The organism is Umezawaea beigongshangensis, assembly GCF_016464305.1.
Lineage (GTDB): Bacteria > Actinomycetota > Actinomycetes > Mycobacteriales > Pseudonocardiaceae > Umezawaea_A > Umezawaea_A beigongshangensis.
In genome coordinates, this window is the sequence record NZ_JAEIOJ010000002.1 from 731,953 (window position 1) to 748,823 (window position 16,871).

A 16,871-nucleotide genomic window follows, 5' to 3' on the forward strand; every position below is an offset into this window, starting at 1 on the left:
CTGCGCGAGCACCGGCCGGTGACACCCGGCGCCCGATCACGAGGAGCCTGACCCGCCCGAACAGGCCCGGCACTGCGGCACTGCGGCGAGCACACCCGCTCAGCACCGGGGCAGCGGCTCCCCCTGCCGGACCTCGACGCTGCGCACCCGCCCCGGCTCCGAATCCGAATCCGAATCCGAATCCGGTGCCAGGGGGCACACGTGGACGACGGGCGGGCCGTCACCGGTCCGGTTTCCGCTGTTGTCGAAGGTGATCGGGCCTCCAGCGCCGAGCACCGCCTGGTCGGGCGCGGAGAATCCGCTGATCGCGGTGTTGACCTCGCTGCGGTGCACCGCCTGCCCGGTGGGCAGGGTGCGCAGGGCCGCCGCGACGGTGGTCATCGCGTCGTAGGCGTTGACCGCCCAGCCCGCGTCGATGTGGGAGGGGTCGAAACCCGAGTCGGTGAAGACCTGCTCGAACTCGGTGAAGCCGGGGTTGTGCGGTCCCGCCTTGTCCGCGCCGCCGACCAGGGTCGACAGCAGCCGTACCCGGCCGTCGCGGTAGCTGGCCGAGCCGAGTGCCTTCACCCGCAGGTCCTCCAGCACCGGGTTCAACTCCCTGGCGCGCAGCCGCTGGCCGTCGGACGTGCTCAGCACCGTGACCGAGGACGCCGCGCACTGCCCGCTGGCGTACGCCTCGTCCAGGCTGAACAGGAAGCGGGCCAGGTCGAGACCGCGGGCGATGTAGGCCACCGTGACCTCGCCCGCCACCCCGCACACCCGCCGTGCGGTCTGCGGAACGGTGCTCGACTCGCCGGGGTCGAACTTCACCTCGGTGATGTCGCCGCCGAACTCGCGCTGCATCATCGGCAGTGCGGTGCACGTGTAGGGATCGGAACCGCCGGTCGGCACCATGATGAACGCCGGCCGCTGGGGCGCTGCCGCGCCGAGCCTGCTGATCTGCACGGCGTTGCGGAACGCCACCCGGTAGTAGTGGTCACGACCGATGCCGGCCGAGTAGTCCCGCTCGCACGAGCGGAAGTCCGGCTGGTCCTCGCGCGACCCGCTCTGGTCGAACCCACCGGCGGTGATCAGGTCCGACACCATCGGCAGCTTCGCCCCGGCGAACAGGTCGGCCGTCCGGGCGGACTGCTCGTCGCTCAGCCCGATGCCGGCCACCGCCACCACCTCGGGCCGCTCGGCCAACTTCCGGGCGACCTCGACCGGCGCGTCCGAGGTGCCGTAGGCACCGATGTTGCCGACCAGCAACCGCACCGGGTGCAGGCAGCCGGTGCCGTTGGCACGCCTCTGACCCGCGGCCACGCCCTCCAGTTCGTGCACGGCACGAGCACCGGCGTACTGGTCGGTCATGGTCAGCAGCACGCCGACGGTCACCGCGACGCCCTCGGCGTCGCACTGCTCGGCCGCCGACCGGTTCTGCTGGTCGATCACCCGCATCACCTGCTCGAAGGCGGGCAGCTCGAACGCGTAGGGGCCCTGGGTGAGGCCGACGCACTCGTCACCGGACTGCCACACCTCGGGCCCCGGCCAGCCGTCCTTGCACCGGACGTGGTCGGCGACGGTCCCCGCGTACCGCGCCACCAGCGCGGTCGTGGCCACCAGCAGCACGACCAGACAGAGCCGGATCCAGTCGGTCCAGCGCTTGGGCCAGCGTCCCCTCCTGGGGATGAAGCCCCAGTGGTACCGCTTCGGTTCGCCGGTGGTCACCACGCGATCGCCCCGGCGCCGTGGCAGCGGCGCGCGCGTTCCGGAGCGCCTCGGTTCGCCGGCGGTCACCACGCGATCACCCCGGTGCCGTGGCGGCGGCGCGCGCGTTCCAGCAGAGGGCCCGAGTCGAGCGCCACCTCGGACAGCTGCGCGTAGGCCTGTCTGGCGGTGTCGTGGAAGGTGCTCAGCGCGTCCTCCTCGGTCCAGCAGGGGTCGTAGCAGGCCGCCGGAACGACGCCGAGGAGCCGGTAGGCGTGCCCCACCGGCGTCTTCGGCCGGCCCACGCCCCGCACCACGTCGACGTCGCGCTCCCGCGGGTCGGGGTCCTCGGTGATCACGTCGAACCGGGCCAGCCACTGGTCGGTGGGCAACACGCGCAGCAGTTCGACCAGCTGCGCGGCCACGGCGTCGCGGTCGCCGAGCAGCCGGGCGTGCCGCAGCTCGGCGGTCTTGTCGTGGGCGCTGGCGCGCAGGCGGCCGAACAGCGCGGTCCAGCGGTCCGGGTCGTCGGCCAGTGCTCGCAGTCCCAGGTACCGGGCCAGCGGGTGCAGTCGGTCCGTCGGGCCGGGACCGGTCCACAGCGTCGGGTGGGTGAACAGCGGCGAGTCGAGGGTGATCGGGTCGGGCAGCAGGTCCGCCAGCCCCTGCGCCTCCAGCCGGTCGCGGGCTGCGGACAACGTGACCAGGGCGTCGAGGAGCGAATCGGGCCTGCCCCGGTGACCTCGCACGAACGGGCGCAGCAGGTGCCGGTGCGCCGGCACACCGGGGGTGGGTCCGTCGCTGCGCAGCAGCCGGTCGAAGTCGTGCACGAGCGCGGGTTCGTCGTGCAGGCGGCGCAGCACGTAGCTGGTGGACTCCGGGTGACCACGGGTCAGCCCGTGCACGACCCCGGCCACCGTCGCACCGGCGAGGTCGTTGGGCCAGAAGTGGTTCTTGGTCAGGTTCTCCACATCGGTCAGCCGCAGGTCTTCGGACAGCACGCGCAGCCACGTGCCGGCCGGCTCGGTGGCCGCCGCCTCGGACTCGGCGACCACCGCGGGCGCGGGCAATCCGCCCGCCAGCTCGCGGACCAGCACTCCGCCGCTGGTCGTGACGAGGGTCAGCGGGTCGGGGCCGGTGCCGCCGTGGGTGTCGGCGAGCGCACGCCGGGCGCGCAGCAGTGCGGTGGTGAACGCTGCCGCGGCCGGGGAGTCGCCGTCGTCGAGCAGCACCAGGACGTTCCAGGGCCGGTCGGTCAGGCCGGTCACGCTGTGCCGCAGGTCGGCCAGCAGGGCGCCGGCGAGCAGGTCGTCCACCTCGCGGCGCAGCGCCGGCTCCTCCTTGTGGGCCCGATCGCCGAGCTGGATCAGCACCTGCTCCCCGTTGTGCGGCAGACCCTGGTCCTGGTGGCCGAACCAGTCCAGCGCCTCGCCGCTCCAGGTGAGCCTGGTGCCGCGCCTGGACCTGCGCAGCCGGTCCACGACCACCTCCGCGGCACGCGCGACCAGCGTCGGCAGCACCGCCGCGAGCCCGGCGGGCACCAGGTTCGCCACGAGGCCGACACCGCCTTCGAGAAGGCCGTGGACGAGCTTGGTCAACGCATCCCGATCCCGGTACCGGTTGATCGCCTCGCGCAGCTTGGCGAGGGAGTCGCCGGGGTCGATGCCACCGAGTTCGGCGCCGATGGCGATCTCGGCCAGCAGCACGCGCTCGAAGACGAGCCGGTAACCGGGGGCGTCGGCGACGCTCAGACCGAGCATGGTGGCGGCGAGGACGGGACGCACGGCGCGGTTCTCGTCGCTCTTGAGCCTGCCGGGGCTCACGAGAGCGGTGGCCGTGCGGTGCTGCCACTTCTTCTGGGCGTGGTGCAGCAGCGTGGTGCGACCCGAGCCACCACACCCCTCGACCACGAGAACCGGCCGGTTGCCGGCACCGGATGCCTCGGTCAACCGGTCGACCAGGGTGACCAGGCCGTTGCGTCCGACGAACACTCGCATCCCCCCTCGCCGTGAATCAGAAACTTATATACGGAAATGCGGCCGAGGGAGTTCGACTTCACCGAGAACAGCCGTGAACACACGCCAACGGGCGAACACATCACCCGTTCGCCGTGCTCGTGACAGCCACCGCGGGTGCGGACCACGTCAGAACGACGACGAAACGGGGATCGCCACAATGACACGTCGGCGAGAAACCGCACGAAGGCGGTGTCGACGCGCGTCCGAAGAATCCGCGACAACGGTGTGCGAGCCTCCCGGCCGAGCGCGATCGCGGAACGCCGCTCGGGCGAGCGCGGCGGCCAGGACACCGGGGTGACGAGCCGTTCGTTCACCGAGGGAGTCGCGCGGCCGCGACGAGCACCACCACGCCGCTCGAACTGCACGGAGTGCGGTGCGGACGACCGCTCCACGATCGTTCGCTCTCCGTCTTCTCCCACCAACGCAGAACGGCCCGCCGGTGGTGTTCACCGACGGGTCGTCTGAGCGGTGTGCACAACGGGTGGGCGTCACCGGGATCGAACCAGCACCCCCACCGCGTCAAATGTGGACCAGCGAGCCTGGAGAACCGAGAAACACCGGTCGCTCTGGTCGAAGGGGCGCGTTGAACGCGGACGGGGGGGCCGAGCCGTGGTCGTCAGGGCCGGGCAGGCCGCTCGGTCTGCCTCCGCTCGAGGCTGTCGGAGAGCTTGAGCCAGACGACGCCGGCGATGATCACGGTGAGCCACAGGGCCTTGGCCGGGGTGAGGGTCTCGCCGAAGAAGACGGGGCCCAGCAGCGCGGCGCCGACGGCGCCGATGCCGGCCCAGACGGCGTAGCCGATGCCCACGTCGATGGTGCGCAGGGCGAGGCTGAGGGCGAAGAGCGTCAGGAGGAAGAAGACGACCGCGACGAGCGACCAGGACAGCACGGTGAAGCCCTGGCTGCCTCCGACGGCGAGGGCGTAGCCGACCTCGAAGGCTCCGGCGAGGAGGAGCACGAGCCACGCTCGTGCCCGGTCGCTGTGGGCGGTGGCGGTTTCACTGGACATGCGAGTTCCTCCGTCGGGATCGGTTTCGGCGAGGTGCTGCGGTGCGGGGTCGGCGGGCCGGGTCATCACACCGCTCCGCTGAGTTGGAGACCGACGACCCCGACGATGACGGCGACGATGCCGAGGAGCTTGCGCCAGCCGAGACGTTGTCCGAAGAAGAGGGCACCGAGAACGACGATCCCGACGCCCGCGACGGAGGTCCAGATCGCGTAGCCGACGCCGACGTCGAAGGTCAGCAGCGCCAGGCTGAGGAGGTAGGTGGCGATGCCGCCGCTGACCAGCGTGGCGGCGGTCCAGGCGGGTCGGGTGAAGCCCTGAGCCTTGCCGGCGGCGATGGCGACGGCGATCTCGAAGACGACGGCGATGCCGAGGTAGAACCAGTGCACGGCGGATGTCCTTTCGGTGAGGTGAGTCACGAGCGGGTGGTGTGTTCGGAGCGGTGCAGGTCGCGGTACCGGGTGAAGGGGACGAGGCCCCGCTCCACGGGGAGGTGCTGGGCCGTCGCCGCGAGGGGCGATCGGTCGGTGTCGTCGGCGGCGTAGCCGGCCCTGTAGTCGAAGCCCCACTCGGCGGCGGTGTCGCGGCTCACGGCGAAGCACACGGCGGCGATGCCGTGGTGGGCGGCGACGCGGTAGCACAGAGCACACGGCTCTCCCGTCGCGAGGAGCGTGACTCCCCGCAGGCCGGAGCGACCGCGGGCCTGGACGGCATCGCGCATGGCGGTGATCTCCGCGTGGGCCGTGGGGTCGCCGGTCTCGCGGACGAGGTTCACGCCGGGGTCGGAGACCCAGCCGTCGTCGGCGACGAGCAGGCCGACGAAGGGAATCCCTCCGGACTCCACGTGGCGGACGCCGACCTCCACGGCGTCGGCCATCAGGGTCCTGAGTCGTGCCGTGTCCGCGGTCATGCGGCGGCCGCCTCGTGCAGGGCCCGGCGGATCACGCCTTCGGTGGCGACGCCCTCGATGCGCCGGGCGCCGATGACGATCGTGGGGACGACGGTGATGTTCATCCGGGCCGACTCGGCCAGCGCCTGCCGGTGTCGATCGGCGTACTCCCGGTCGTCCAGGGCCGCGGCGTACGCGGCCGGGTCGAGTCCCGCCTCTTCGGCCAGACGCACCAGGATCACGCGGTCACCGATGTCGAGGTCCTCGCGGAAGAACGCCGTCATGACGCGACGGTGGTAGACATCGGCCCGGTTCTGGTCCGAGGCGTACTGTGCCCCGCGGAAGGCCAGCTCGGTGTACGGCTGGGGCGAGATGGTCGGCAACCGCATCGGCACGTCGTGACGGCGTGCCACCGGGTACACGGCACGCTGCCAGATGTCGGGCAGGTACGGGTCCTCCGGCCGAAGGGTGGGCACCGGACGCGGACGAAGCTCGTGAGCGTGGTGGACGACCTCGACGTCGGGCCGGTCGTCGATCGCGCGCTCGATCAGCTCGTCGGCGATCAGGCAGAACGGACAGACGAAGTCCGACCACACATGGATCTGGGCAGTCATGACGACCTCCGGCTCCACGAGGCACCCCTGGTGGGCGCCGCCCCCAGATCGTGGAACTTCACACCGGTGTCAATTGCAACAATGGGTGCCGGCGGACGGCGTCAGGAGGTCTCATGCGCATCGGTGAGCTCGCGGATGCGAGTGGAGTCAGCACCCGGTCCCTGCGGTACTACGAGGAGCACGGGCTCATCCACTCCGAACGCACCCCCGGCGGGTGGCGCGACTTCGACAGCTCCATGGTCGAGCGGGTCGTCATGATCCAGCACCTGTTCGCCGCCGGCCTGTCCAGCACCACCGTCAACGAACTGCTCCCCTGCCTGGAGTCCTCGCCCGAGGAGCGCACGGGCGTCATGGAGCAGCTGCTCGCCCAGGAGGTCGAGCGTCTGGAGGCCAAGCGGCGCGACATCGATCGCGAGCTCGACACCCTGCAAGCGCTCCGCAGCGACACGACCCTGTCCGACGAAGTCCGGTGATCACCGACACGCGCCCAGCAGCCGCACGACGCGTCCAGGGAGGTCTTCCCGGCCACGCCCGGCACCCCGCTCGCCCGGCGCCGCGGACCCGTTGACGGAGCGCGGGACCGCGAGACGCGGCGTCTGCTGACACGCGCGTCGGGAAGGGCCGGCCTCGTCACGGGGACGAGCCAGCCCGAGCGCGGGGCGCGGAGCGCGCGGCTCGGCCCACGGCGTCGAACGCGGCGTCCGAACGGGGATTTCGAGGGCCTGGTCAGCGGGCGAGCCGGGCGAGCCAGTCGCGCAGGAGCGCGACTTCGGTCGTGCGGAGGGGGAGGGCGTCCACCTCCGCGGTGCCGAGGGTGGCGTCCAGGGCGAGCGCCCACGAGGCCAGGCCCGGCGTGTCCGCGGGGCGGGTCGCGGTGGTGGTGATGAGGGAGTCGACGAGGCTCTCGCGCATTCTCGTGGAGAGCTGCGGGTCGCGGTCGGCGGCAGGAGTGCTGATCAGCGACAGCGTGATGCCGGTGGCCGCGGCCTGGAAGAGGTGAGCCGCGGCGGCGGGCGGGACTCGGAGGCGGCCCGCGGCGGCGACGTGGTCGAGGAACGTCAGCAGCAACCGGTGGGCCTCGTCGAAGGCGGGCGGGCGGCGGGCGGGACTGTCGGTGCCGAACATCAGCAGGTAGAACGCGGGGTGACGGAGACCGAAGTCGACGTGGACGTCCCAGCCGCGACGCAGGTCTTCGACCGGGTCGTCGCTCCGGATCAGGGTGTTCTTCTCCGCGAGGTAGACCTCGAAGGCGTGGACGGCCAAAGCCGTGAGGAGACCGTCCTTGTCGCCGAAGAGCTGGTACAGGGAGGCCGCTCGGACGCCCGCCGCCGCGGCGACGGAGCGGGTGGAGACCGCGTGGACGCCGTCCCGCTCCAGGATGTCCGTCGCCACGTCGATGATCTGCCGCCGCACCCGGCTCTTCTCGTCGTCCATGTTGCAACGATACGTCATTCGGTGTATCACTGGAACAGGCAGTGCTACGCATCTAGCCGTGGCACTGATACGACCAGGGAGCGATCGATGAATCGAATCGGATACGGCGCGATGCAGTTGGCCGGACCGAACGTGTGGGGCCTGCCGGCAGACCCCGAGGCAGCGCGGCGGGTCCTGCGCCTGGCGGTCGAGTTGGGCGTGACGTTCTTCGACACCGCCAACGCCTACGGGCCGCGGACGGTCAACCGGCTGATCGGGGAGGCGCTGCGGCCGTTCCCGGACGACGTGATCATCGGCAACAAGGTCGGGGCGGGTCGTGGCGAGGACGGGTCGTGGATCATCACCGACCACCCGGACGTCGTGCGCCAGCAGGTCTACGACGCACTCGCCGACCTCGGCACCGAGGTCAGCGAACTGACCTACCTGCGCCTGGGGGGTGACATCCCGGCACCGCCGAGCGGTGTGCCGCTGGAGGACTCGCTCGGCGTGCTCGTCGAACTGCGGGAGCGAGGACTCGTCCGCCGCATCGGTCTGTCCGGCGCGTCACCGGAGATGCTGGCCCGCGCGCAGGCCATGACGCCGATCGCGGCCGTGCAGAACCGGTTCAACCTGCTCGACCGCAGCGGCGTGCAGGTCCTGGCCGACTGCGAGGCCCAGGACGTCCTGTTCGTCCCCTACTTCCCCCTGGCCTCCGGACGTCTCACCACCTACGAGGAGCTGACCGCTCCGGCACGGCGACTCGGTGTGACGCCCGCCCAGGTCGCACTCGCGTGGCTGCTGCGCCGTTCCCCCGCCGTGGTCGTCATCCCGGGCACGAGCAACCCCGAGCACCTGCGGGCCAACGTCGCCGCCGCCGAAGTCGCCGAAAGCCTGACGGCCGCCGAGGTGACCCGTCTGACGGACCTGGTCGACGAGTCGGAGGTCGCCCTCGACCAGCCGCACCAGACCACGATCGACGCGCACGTCGCCATGGCCGGGAGTCACGTCTCGGCGACCTCCTGACGGTGACCGGCCTCGGCGGCCGACCACCTCGCGGGAGCGGTGGGCACGGCGTCGCCGAGCCGGTCGTCGTCCCCGGTCCGCTGCCGCGAACCCGCGCGACAGCCCGGCGTTCGAGCCGGTGCCCCCGGCCACCGCGGCTTCCTCACCCCGGCCGCAGCGCCGTCCTGCTTCGACGCGACTCGCCGAACGCACCGCACGGGACGTCGTCCTGCTCCTGACACCGAAGGCGCACCGCCCGGGAGGCCCGTTCCCCACCGGGGGACGGGCCTCCCGCGCCGGAGGTCACCGACCGGCCTCCTGTTCGGTGCCCGGCCCCTCCCACCCGAAGCGTGCCGCCGCCGCCGTCGCTCGTTCGAACTCCGCGGGCCCCCACTTCGGAACCGGCGCACCCGGCACGGCCGGTTCGCCCACCTCCAGGAAGAACTGCTCGAACCCGCCGGGGGTGTAGACGAAGATCGTGTGCGCGACGTGCGTGCCGGCGTTCTCGAAGCGGTGCGGGGTGCCCCTGGGGACGAAGACGAAGTCCCCGGCCCTGCCGGTGAACCGCTCGTCGCCGACCTGGAACTCCAGCTGGCCGGACAGGACGTAGAACGCCTCGTCCTCCCCGGTGTGCACGTGCAGCGGCGGGCCGCTCCCCGGCAGGATCGAGGACTCCAGGACCGACAGGCTGCCGCCGGTGGTCTCGGCGCTGACCTTGACGGTGTAGACGTTGCCGTCGAACCAGGTGGTCGGCCCGTGGCCGGCCGGAACGCACGCGGTGCTCGGGGGAAGGCCGTTCACCTGCTCGCTCATGATGCTCCTCGCTGCTCGGACCACGGCTCCCGCGGCTGGAACAGCCGCGTGTCCGTCTGCTGCTCGTACGGCGCTCCCGCGGGCAGATCGATCAGTTCCATCTGCATCCCCCAGGGCGTCACGAAGTACACCCAGCGGTCTCCCGCGATGGGTCCTTCGGTGATGGTCTCCGGGTCGCCGAGCACCCGCACACCCGGCTGCGCGCGCAGGTACGCCGCGGCGGCGTCGACGTCCTTGACGTGGATCGCCAGGTGGTGACCGCCCCAGTCGCTGTTGCGGGGCACCTGCCTGCGCTGGTCCGGCGCGGTGTACTCGAACAGCTCCAGGTTGGTCACCGGTCCCAGCCGCAGCATGGCGATGCGGGCGGTGGCCGCGGCGTCGACGTCGAGCTTGCGGGCCATCCAGTCCCCCTCGTCGTCCTGCACCGGGCCCAGGGTGTAGGCCACCTCCGCGCCGATGACCTCGGTGAAGAACTCGACCGCCTGGTCCAGATCGGGCACGGTGTAGGCGACGTGGTGCACCGCGGTCGCTCCGGGAATGCCGCGCTGCCGGGTCACGCGACACCTCCGGACGCCGGTGCCTGCGCGGACGGGGCCGAGGCGCCCGGCGGACCGGGCACCTCGATCACCAGCCAGCTCAGGTCCTCCGCGCCCGGATTCGCGAACCGGTGCGCGACCCCGGCCCTGGTGGCGATCAGGTAGCCGGGGCGCATCTCGTGCGGGACCTCGTCGGCGTGCAGCTCGCCCTCTCCGGCGAGGACGAAGAAGAGCTTGTCCGTGCCGGTGCCCGCGTGCTCCTCCCGGACGGCTCCGGGCGGCAGCGACGACCAGGTGATGCCCTCCCAGGCGCTGCTCAGGCCGTCCCGGCGGATCACCCGCTTCCCGGCCTCGTCGGACTCACCGCCGACGTCCGTGACGACCAGGTCCTCGGCCGGTGCCGCGGGTGCGGCGCCCTCGCTCAGGTCGCGCAGGACCTCGGCCGCGCGGACGAGTTCGGCGACGGTGAGGTCGTGGCGGAAGCAGGCTCCGCCGATGCCCACCGGAATCGGCATCCGCTGCAACCCGTCCCGGTGCCGGGTGGTCTCCCGCAGGGCGTGCTCCAGCAGATCCGTTTCCAGCAGCGGGTGCCAGACGGGCAGGCGGAGCCGGCGCATCAGGCCGAAGACGCGGTCGCGGTCCTGTGTGGACACCAGACCGCGTTCCGCTGCCAGCACCGTGGTGAGCGCCATGTCGATGGTGACCGCCTCGCCGTGCAGGAGCGCGGGCAGTGCCCGCATCTCCAGTGTCGGGCTGAACGAGTGGCCGTAGTCGACCAGGCGCTCCAGCTGCTTCTCCCACAGGTTCGGCGCCAGCTCCTCCAGCATGCCGCTCACCGCACGGCTGAACACCTCCCTGGCCACGGTGTCGCCGACCTGCGTCTGACCGGTGAGCCGTTCGGCGAGCAGCAGTTCGGCGTGCTCCTCCATCAGCCGGAACAGCCTCGCGTCCTTGATCAGCGCGATCTTGAGGATCTCCGCGAGGCCGTTGCTGACGTGCCGGTCGTCCAGGGTGGCCAGGAAAGCGCGGTCCAGCAGCGCGACCGCCGGCGCGGAGTAGGTGCCGAGGCGGTTCTTGTGGTCCTCGAAGTTCACCCCGGTCTTGATGCCGACTCCGGCGTCGACCAGTCCGATGAGAGAGGTGGGCACCCGGACGTGGGGGGTGCTGCGCCGGTAGGTGCTGGCGGCCATGCCCACGACGTCCAGGACGATCCCGCCACCGATGGCGATGACGGGCTCGTGCCGGCGCGAGATGCCGAACGCGTCGAGCCCCCGCACCACGGTGAAGACCGACTCCATCGTCTTGGTCTCCTCCGACGCGGACAGCACGCACAGGCGGTACTCGCAGTTGTGGTGCTCCAGGTACTTGCGGAGGTTGTCGCCGTACAGCTCGTGCACGACGGCGTCGATCACGACGAACCTGCGGGGCCGGGCGGTGCGGACCGCGGTTCCCGCCTCCAGCAGTGCCGGGTTGGCGGGGTCGAGGACGCCGTCGGTCATCCGGACCTCGTAGGCGATCGTCTGCGTGGCCTCGACCCTCCACTGCTGAGCAGCGACCGTCGTCTGCGTCAGCGTCGGTTCGACTGCGTCTGTGTTCATGGCCTCGCAACCACTTCGTTGACGGCTGACCGCACGGCGCCGGCCACGGTCGTGATCTCGTCCGGCGACGAGAACGGGGTGATGCCCACTCCGGAGCCGAGGTAGGAGTCGACGACTCCGACCGACAGCGCGATCGACCGGCCGAGGACGTCGTCGGTGCGGGGAAGCATGTTGGGCGTGTACCGCCGGTCGGTGGGATGGGCCGGACAGCCGAAGGGGTGCTCGCCCGCGGTGGGCGTGCGGAGCCCGAGCAGCTGCGGCATGTTCCCGTAGTAGTGGCGGCCCGAGTCGATGAGCGTGGACGTGCCCAGCAGACCGGCCACCGCGCGCGCCGCGTCGGTGGACTCGAACTGCAGGACCAGGAACGAGGAGCACTCCCCGTCGGGGTCGGTGACGGGCCTGCGCGTCACGCCCGGCAGATCACCGATCGCGTCCGCGAACGCCGTCTTCTGCTTGCGCAGCGTCCCCAGGATGTCGTCGATCTTGCGGAGCTGGCCGAGCGCCACGGCGCCGCTGAGCTCGTGCATCCGCAGGTTCATCCCGAACAGCGAGTCGGCGTCGGCCGCACCGTGGCGCAGCGGCTTGAACCCGTGGTCGTGGAAGGCGAAGGCGCGCTCGTACACCTCGTCGTCCGCGAGCGTGAGCAGCCCGCCGTCACCACTCGTGATGATCTTGAACAGGTTGAGCGAGAAGGCCCCCGCGTCTCCGATGGTGCCCAGGGCACGGCCACGGTACCGGCCGCCGCACGCCTGGGCGGCGTCCTCGATCAGCAGCAGGCCGTGCTCGTCGGTGATCCGCCGCAGCTCGTCCATCGCGGCCGGCGCGCCCAGCATGTGCACCGCGAGGACGGCCTTCGTCGCGGGCGTGATCTGGCGTGCCACGTCCAGCGGGTCGAGGGTGAGGGACTCGTCGATCTCGGCGAGCACGGGCACCGCGCCGCGGTGGACGATCGCGGCGATGGACGCGATGAACGTGTACCCGGGGACGATCACCTCGTCGCCGGGGCCGACGCCCAGTGCCGCCAGCGCGGTGACCAGCGCGGACGTGCAGCTGTTGACAGCCAGGCAGTGACGGGCGCCCGTGCGCTGCTCGAACTCGCGTTCGAGGGTGTGCACCATGGACGGTCCGGCCGACTCGTCGAACCGGTACCGGTTCAGCTGCCAGCCGTCCAGCGCCTGATTGACCAGCGCCTTCTCCTCGTCACCGAGGAAGGAGTATCCCGGGCCGCTCATGCGCGCGCCTTTCTGCTGAGAGTTGGTGTCCGGTGCCGAGAATTCCGCGCGCCGCCCGCAACGCCATCGCCACGCTGGTCAGCGTCGGGTTGCTCGCGTTGCCCGTCGGGATGAGACCGTTCCCGCCGAGGTAGAGGTTCTCCACGCCCCAGACCCTGGAGCCGGGGTCCACCACGCTGGTGTCCGGGTCGGACCCCATCCGCACGGTCCCCGCGATGTGCAGGGGCAGCGTGGGGACGACGAACCGCGGCTCGGAGCCGGGCAGGTACGGCCCGAGCGCACCGGCGGCCCGGCGCAGGTCCGCCATCATCCGGTGCTGCCGCGCGCGGTCCTGGTCGCTGAGCGAGAACTCGAAGCTCGCCCGCGGCATCCCGTAGGCGTCGTGCGCGTCGTCGGAGAAGCGCACCCGGTTCTCCGGCCTCGGGTCGACCAGCCCGAACCACCGCAGGTCGACCACCAGCCGGTCGTCCACGTCCGGGTTCGTCACCATGTCGTCGTAGGGCAGGTCGCGGTGGATCTGGCAGTGCCACGGGCGGTCCTGCGACACCGGGATCCACACGTTGGGGTCGAGGTCGTCGGAGGGGATCGGTCCCGGGTCGCCGGGATGACCGGCCCGGTGGGCCGCCACCCGCTCCGCGAAGCGCGGGTCCTCGGCGACGCGCTCGACCAGGTCGTCCCGGAGCTGGACCTGGCAGAAGGCGACCGGCTGCTCGGTGACGTAGCGGCCCAGCGCCGGCGGGCGGATGCCGGAGGCGTGCAGCAGCTGCGGCGTGAGCACGGCCCCGCAGGCGACGACGTAGGTGTTCGCCTCGACCCGCAGCGTCCGCCAGTCGACGTGGTCCACGATCTCGGCGTACTCGATCCGCGACCCGTCCGCCGTCGGCACGAGTCGCGTGCACTGGTGCTGTTCGCGCAGCACGAACCCGTCCCGGTCGCCGTCGGCGAGCGGACCGAGGACGGTGTCCACGCCGGTCCAGCGCACCAGCCTGGGGTTGTCCGTGCGGCGCTGCGCGGCCATCGGGAGGTGCTGGACGCCGTACGGGCCGGGAAGTTCCGCGTACTCGGCGGCGAGCGCGTCCAGCACGACCTGGTGGGAGATCGCGTCCGCGGTCAGGTCGGTGCGCGTGTTCAGCAGCGCCTCGGCCTCGGCGTAGAGCGAGTCCCACTCGGCCGCGGGGAGGGCGTCGGAGCGCTCGACCGTCGGGTGGTGCCGCGGGGTCACCCCCGTCCAGTGGGTGGCCATGCCGCCGACCGCGTAGGTGGCGACGCCCGCGTCCAGACCGATCAGCTGGTCGGGCGGGTCCGCCGCGCGGCCGGCGGACGGCAGCGGGTGCAGGTGCCCGCGGACCAGCGCGCCGAACAGCTGGTGGCTGTGCTGGTAGGCGAAGTGGTTCTTCAGGTGCTCGCCGGGGCGGCTGGAGAGCTGTGGCCCGGCGTCCACCAGCACGACGCTGCGGCCGCCGTCGACCAGAGTGCGCGCGAACGTGGCTCCGACCGGTCCAGAACCCACGACGAGGACGTCGACCTCGATGTTCTCAGAACTCACCCGATCCTCCTCTCATCAGTCGGCGGGCGTGCGCGTCGGGAGTCGCCGGCTCACCGAAGCGGGCATCAGCTCCAGCAGCAGCAGTTCCAGCGGTGAGCCCTGGGCAGCGCGCCACCGGCCACCCGCGCCGTGGGAGCACAGGACCAGCTGGCCCTCGCGCACGGACAGCGGAGGTTCCCCGTCCTGGACGAGTTCGCCGCTGCCGCGCAGCACGAACCACGCCTCCTCGACGTCGCCCCGGCCGCGCCCGTCGAGGACGGACCCCGGCGCGAGCTGGACGTAGTCGAAGGACTCGCACTCGCTGAACAACATCCCCCTGCGTCCGAGGCACCGCCACGCCGCGTCGCCGGTGCTGTCGTCGGAGGTCCTGGTGAGCCCGTCGTGCGTGCTGGAGACGATCACCGCGCACCACCCGTGCTCACCGCGACGGCGAGGCTCACCACGAAGAACTCCAGGCCATCCGGTCCTCCCTCGATCGTGACGGCGCCGAGGTGCGGCACGCCCACCGACACCCCGTGGCGCAGCGGGACGGTCGTGGACCCCGTCTCCGCGATCCCGCTCCCGCTCAGCGCGAAGAGCACGTGCTCCTGCTCGTCGGACACCAGGGACTCGCGCTGGGCCGGGTCGAGGCGCACCAGCCGCGCGCGCCGCAGCGGTCCGGCGAGGTGGTCCAGCGCGTCGACGTCGCGAGCCTCGCGGAGGTCGATCACCCCGGCGCGGACGCCGTCGGCGTCCCGCTCCGGCACGCCTTCCGCCATTCCGGGGCCGGACACCTCGACGACCAGCCAGACCAGGTCCTCCGCGCCGGTGTTGCGGATGCCGTGCCGGGTGCCGAGGCAGGTGGTGATCAGATCACCGGCGGCGACCGGGTGGTCCACGCCGTCGATCGTCATGACTCCCGAGCCGGACACGACGTAGTCGAACTGCTCGGTCCGGCTGTGCAGGTGCACGCCGCTGGCCGCGCCCGGCGGCAGGGACGAGCACTCCACCGCCTCCCACGGCCCGAACAGGTTGTTCCGCCTGACCAGGCACTTCCACCTGGCGACCCGTTCGCCACCGTGCATCTCGTAGACCTCGGACGGCGCGTCCAGCGTGGTGACGACCAGGCGGTCAGTCATGATCGCCCCCGGTCACGAGCCACCGCGCCACCGGAATCCGCGCGGGGAGCCGGTCGGTCACCGCGGCGGGCAGCACCGCGAAGGAGAGCAGTTCGAGGTCGTCGGCGGAGTCGTTGTGCACCGCCCCGGAGGTCCCCCCGGACGACAGCAGGAGATCCCCGGGACGCAGCGGGACCGAGCGGTCCTCGCCGTCGAGGAACCGCCCGCGTCCGCCGAGGACGAACCAGGCTCCTTCGACGCCCTCCCGGCCGCGCCCGTTCCGCGTGGCGCCCGGTGCGAGCCGGACGTAGTCGACGGCCTCGCACTCGCTGTGCAGCATTCCGCGACGCGCCAGGCAGCGCCAGGCGCCGTCACCCGCTGCCCGGCTCAGCCCGCCGGCGTTGGTGACGATCACCGGACCGCTCCCGCGTCCTGCGGCGTGTCGAGGCTGGCGATGAACAGCTCCAGGCCCTCGTCGCCCGCTTCGACCGTGACCCTGCTGCCCAGCGGCAGGGTCAGCGCCACACCGGGCCGCAGCGGGACGGTCGCCGAGCCGGACACCGCGCTCCCCTCGCCCCGCACGGTGAACAGGGTGTGCTCCTGGTCCTCGGCGAGGAGCGTCTCCTGCTGACCGGGCTGGAGCTGCGGCAGGCGGATGCGCCCGAGCGGGCCGCTGAGGAAGACCCCGGCGTCGATCTCGCGCACCTCACGAAGGTTGATCACCACGGCGTTGCTCATCGTTGTCCCCCGATGTCGATCTGCTTCTGGTAGTCGGCGTAGACGGCCGCCATGGGTGGTCCCACCACTTCGACGACGAGCCACTCCAGCCGGTCCTCGCCCGCGTTGCGCAGGCCGTGCCGGGTGCCGAGGCCGTTGAGGATCAGGTCACCGGCTCGAACCGGGTGCTCCCGGCCGTCGAGGAGCATGACCCCGGTACCGGCGATGATGAAGTACAGCTCCTCGGTGCGGGTGTGGACGTGCGCGCCGCTGATCCCGCCGGGCGGCAGGGCGGCCCACTCGATGGCCTCCCACTTCCCGAACAGGTTGTCGCGCCGGGCGAAGCACTTCCACTCGGACGCGCCGTCCGCGCCGTGGACGCCGTGGACCACGGACGTCTCGTCGAGGTCCGCGATCACCACGTGGTCGGTCACGACTCCCCCCTTCACGTCCGCAGGCCGTCGAGGTGCGCGAGCCAGCCGTCCAGCGTGGGCGTGGCCGCCAGCTCTTCGAAGACGACCGGCACCCGCTCGCGGCGCCAGCGGCCGACCAGCCTCATCAGGTCGAGGGAGCTCAGTCCCAGCATGATGAGGTTGGCCCCGCCGGGGATGTCCTCGGGTCGGGTGTTGATCAGCGGCGCCACCAGCTCGCGCAGCTGCCGCTCGTCGGGTGGTTGCGCGGTCGGAGGGGAATCGGTGGCCATG

At 71.9% G+C, this 16,871-nt stretch carries 20 protein-coding genes; 2 read left to right on the forward strand and 18 right to left on the reverse strand.

The features are described 5' to 3' along the window. Positions 1-99: 99 nt before the first annotated feature. The 6 genes from IMZ35_RS07875 to IMZ35_RS07900 all read right to left on the reverse strand — a co-directional run bounded on the left by IMZ35_RS07875 (position 100) and on the right by IMZ35_RS07900 (position 6,213). Positions 100-1,707, reverse strand: a complete 1,608-nt coding sequence (locus IMZ35_RS07875; protein ID WP_199440231.1) for an ABC transporter substrate-binding protein — start codon at positions 1,705-1,707, stop codon at positions 100-102. Positions 1,708-1,772: 65 nt separating this feature from the next. Continuing rightward, positions 1,773-3,683, reverse strand: a complete 1,911-nt coding sequence (locus tag IMZ35_RS07880; RefSeq protein WP_199440232.1) for a hypothetical protein — start codon at positions 3,681-3,683, stop codon at positions 1,773-1,775. Positions 3,684-4,320: 637 nt separating this feature from the next. Continuing rightward, positions 4,321-4,713: a DMT family transporter gene (locus tag IMZ35_RS07885; RefSeq protein WP_199440233.1), complete on the reverse strand. Its 393-nt coding sequence runs from the start codon at positions 4,711-4,713 to the stop codon at positions 4,321-4,323. Positions 4,714-4,778: 65 nt separating this feature from the next. Beyond that, a complete protein-coding gene (locus tag IMZ35_RS07890; protein WP_199440234.1) occupies positions 4,779-5,099 on the reverse strand; it encodes a DMT family transporter in 321 nt (106 codons plus the stop codon). A gap of 26 nt (positions 5,100-5,125) precedes the next feature. Next, positions 5,126-5,620, reverse strand: a complete 495-nt coding sequence (locus IMZ35_RS07895; RefSeq protein WP_199440235.1) for a nucleoside deaminase — start codon at positions 5,618-5,620, stop codon at positions 5,126-5,128. After that, positions 5,617-6,213: a DsbA family oxidoreductase gene (locus IMZ35_RS07900; protein ID WP_199440236.1), complete on the reverse strand. Its 597-nt coding sequence runs from the start codon at positions 6,211-6,213 to the stop codon at positions 5,617-5,619. The genes IMZ35_RS07895 and IMZ35_RS07900 overlap by 4 nt, the downstream gene beginning before the upstream one ends. A gap of 113 nt (positions 6,214-6,326) precedes the next feature. On the opposite strand from IMZ35_RS07900, the gene IMZ35_RS07905 reads away from it, so the two are divergent. Continuing rightward, positions 6,327-6,686 (forward strand): MerR family transcriptional regulator, encoded by a 360-nt coding sequence (locus IMZ35_RS07905; protein ID WP_199440237.1) that lies wholly within the window; start codon positions 6,327-6,329, stop codon positions 6,684-6,686. Between the two features lie 253 nt (positions 6,687-6,939). Here IMZ35_RS07905 and IMZ35_RS07910 read toward each other — a convergent pair whose 3' ends face one another. After that, positions 6,940-7,647 (reverse strand): TetR/AcrR family transcriptional regulator, encoded by a 708-nt coding sequence (locus IMZ35_RS07910; protein WP_199440238.1) that lies wholly within the window; start codon positions 7,645-7,647, stop codon positions 6,940-6,942. Positions 7,648-7,668: 21 nt separating this feature from the next. Here IMZ35_RS07910 and IMZ35_RS07915 point away from each other — a divergent pair, with 21 nt between their 5' ends. Further along, complete coding sequence (locus IMZ35_RS07915) at positions 7,669-8,649, forward strand: aldo/keto reductase (protein ID WP_307867848.1); 981 nt, start codon at positions 7,669-7,671, stop codon at positions 8,647-8,649. A gap of 282 nt (positions 8,650-8,931) precedes the next feature. Here IMZ35_RS07915 and IMZ35_RS07920 read toward each other — a convergent pair whose 3' ends face one another. From IMZ35_RS07920 to IMZ35_RS07970, 11 genes are read right to left on the reverse strand one after another with little or no spacing between them, the layout of a single operon-like run. Further along, a complete protein-coding gene (locus tag IMZ35_RS07920; RefSeq protein ID WP_199440240.1) occupies positions 8,932-9,441 on the reverse strand; it encodes a quercetin 2,3-dioxygenase in 510 nt (169 codons plus the stop codon). Then, complete coding sequence (locus IMZ35_RS07925) at positions 9,438-9,998, reverse strand: VOC family protein (protein ID WP_199440241.1); 561 nt, start codon at positions 9,996-9,998, stop codon at positions 9,438-9,440. Before IMZ35_RS07925 ends, IMZ35_RS07920 begins: the two co-directional genes overlap by 4 nt. After that, the gene (locus IMZ35_RS07930) at positions 9,995-11,575 is read right to left on the reverse strand and encodes an iron-containing alcohol dehydrogenase (RefSeq protein WP_199440242.1); all 1,581 of its coding nucleotides are present in this window, start codon (positions 11,573-11,575) and stop codon (positions 9,995-9,997) included. The genes IMZ35_RS07925 and IMZ35_RS07930 overlap by 4 nt, the downstream gene beginning before the upstream one ends. Next, positions 11,572-12,807, reverse strand: coding sequence for a DegT/DnrJ/EryC1/StrS family aminotransferase (locus tag IMZ35_RS07935; RefSeq protein WP_199440243.1), 1,236 nt, complete (start codon positions 12,805-12,807; stop codon positions 11,572-11,574). The genes IMZ35_RS07930 and IMZ35_RS07935 overlap by 4 nt, the downstream gene beginning before the upstream one ends. After that, positions 12,776-14,353: a GMC oxidoreductase gene (locus IMZ35_RS07940; RefSeq protein WP_199440244.1), complete on the reverse strand. Its 1,578-nt coding sequence runs from the start codon at positions 14,351-14,353 to the stop codon at positions 12,776-12,778. Before IMZ35_RS07940 ends, IMZ35_RS07935 begins: the two co-directional genes overlap by 32 nt. A gap of 15 nt (positions 14,354-14,368) precedes the next feature. Continuing rightward, entirely contained in the window at positions 14,369-14,755 is a 387-nt protein-coding gene (locus tag IMZ35_RS07945; protein ID WP_199440245.1) for a cupin domain-containing protein, read from the reverse strand. Continuing rightward, the gene (locus tag IMZ35_RS07950; protein WP_199440246.1) at positions 14,752-15,471 is read right to left on the reverse strand and encodes a cupin domain-containing protein; all 720 of its coding nucleotides are present in this window, start codon (positions 15,469-15,471) and stop codon (positions 14,752-14,754) included. Before IMZ35_RS07950 ends, IMZ35_RS07945 begins: the two co-directional genes overlap by 4 nt. After that, a complete protein-coding gene (locus IMZ35_RS07955; RefSeq protein ID WP_199440247.1) occupies positions 15,464-15,865 on the reverse strand; it encodes a cupin domain-containing protein in 402 nt (133 codons plus the stop codon). Before IMZ35_RS07955 ends, IMZ35_RS07950 begins: the two co-directional genes overlap by 8 nt. Then, entirely contained in the window at positions 15,862-16,188 is a 327-nt protein-coding gene (locus tag IMZ35_RS07960; protein WP_199440248.1) for a hypothetical protein, read from the reverse strand. The genes IMZ35_RS07955 and IMZ35_RS07960 overlap by 4 nt, the downstream gene beginning before the upstream one ends. Next, positions 16,185-16,601 (reverse strand): cupin domain-containing protein, encoded by a 417-nt coding sequence (locus IMZ35_RS31670; protein WP_199440249.1) that lies wholly within the window; start codon positions 16,599-16,601, stop codon positions 16,185-16,187. The genes IMZ35_RS07960 and IMZ35_RS31670 overlap by 4 nt, the downstream gene beginning before the upstream one ends. 11 nt (positions 16,602-16,612) lie before the next feature. After that, entirely contained in the window at positions 16,613-16,870 is a 258-nt protein-coding gene (locus tag IMZ35_RS07970) for a phosphopantetheine-binding protein (RefSeq protein ID WP_199440250.1), read from the reverse strand. Between the last annotated feature and the right edge of the window lies 1 nt (position 16,871).

What these genes read in the sequence shown, in the direction of transcription:
- IMZ35_RS07950 (WP_199440246.1), bottom strand. Translation starts at nt 15,471, where the DNA reads ATGACTGACCGCCTGGTCGTCACCACGCTGGACGCGCCGTCCGAGGTC.
- IMZ35_RS07930 (WP_199440242.1), bottom strand. Translation starts at nt 11,575, where the DNA reads ATGAACACAGACGCAGTCGAACCGACGCTGACGCAGACGACGGTCGCT.
- IMZ35_RS07885 (WP_199440233.1), bottom strand. Translation starts at nt 4,713, where the DNA reads ATGTCCAGTGAAACCGCCACCGCCCACAGCGACCGGGCACGAGCGTGG.
- IMZ35_RS07910 (WP_199440238.1), bottom strand. Translation starts at nt 7,647, where the DNA reads ATGGACGACGAGAAGAGCCGGGTGCGGCGGCAGATCATCGACGTGGCG.
- IMZ35_RS07895 (WP_199440235.1), bottom strand. Translation starts at nt 5,620, where the DNA reads ATGACCGCGGACACGGCACGACTCAGGACCCTGATGGCCGACGCCGTG.
- IMZ35_RS07970 (WP_199440250.1), bottom strand. Translation starts at nt 16,870, where the DNA reads ATGGCCACCGATTCCCCTCCGACCGCGCAACCACCCGACGAGCGGCAG.
- IMZ35_RS07880 (WP_199440232.1), bottom strand. Translation starts at nt 3,683, where the DNA reads ATGCGAGTGTTCGTCGGACGCAACGGCCTGGTCACCCTGGTCGACCGG.
- IMZ35_RS07920 (WP_199440240.1), bottom strand. Translation starts at nt 9,441, where the DNA reads ATGAGCGAGCAGGTGAACGGCCTTCCCCCGAGCACCGCGTGCGTTCCG.
- IMZ35_RS07935 (WP_199440243.1), bottom strand. Translation starts at nt 12,807, where the DNA reads ATGAGCGGCCCGGGATACTCCTTCCTCGGTGACGAGGAGAAGGCGCTG.
- IMZ35_RS07905 (WP_199440237.1), top strand. Translation starts at nt 6,327, where the DNA reads ATGCGCATCGGTGAGCTCGCGGATGCGAGTGGAGTCAGCACCCGGTCC.
- IMZ35_RS07960 (WP_199440248.1), bottom strand. Translation starts at nt 16,188, where the DNA reads ATGAGCAACGCCGTGGTGATCAACCTTCGTGAGGTGCGCGAGATCGAC.
- IMZ35_RS07900 (WP_199440236.1), bottom strand. Translation starts at nt 6,213, where the DNA reads ATGACTGCCCAGATCCATGTGTGGTCGGACTTCGTCTGTCCGTTCTGC.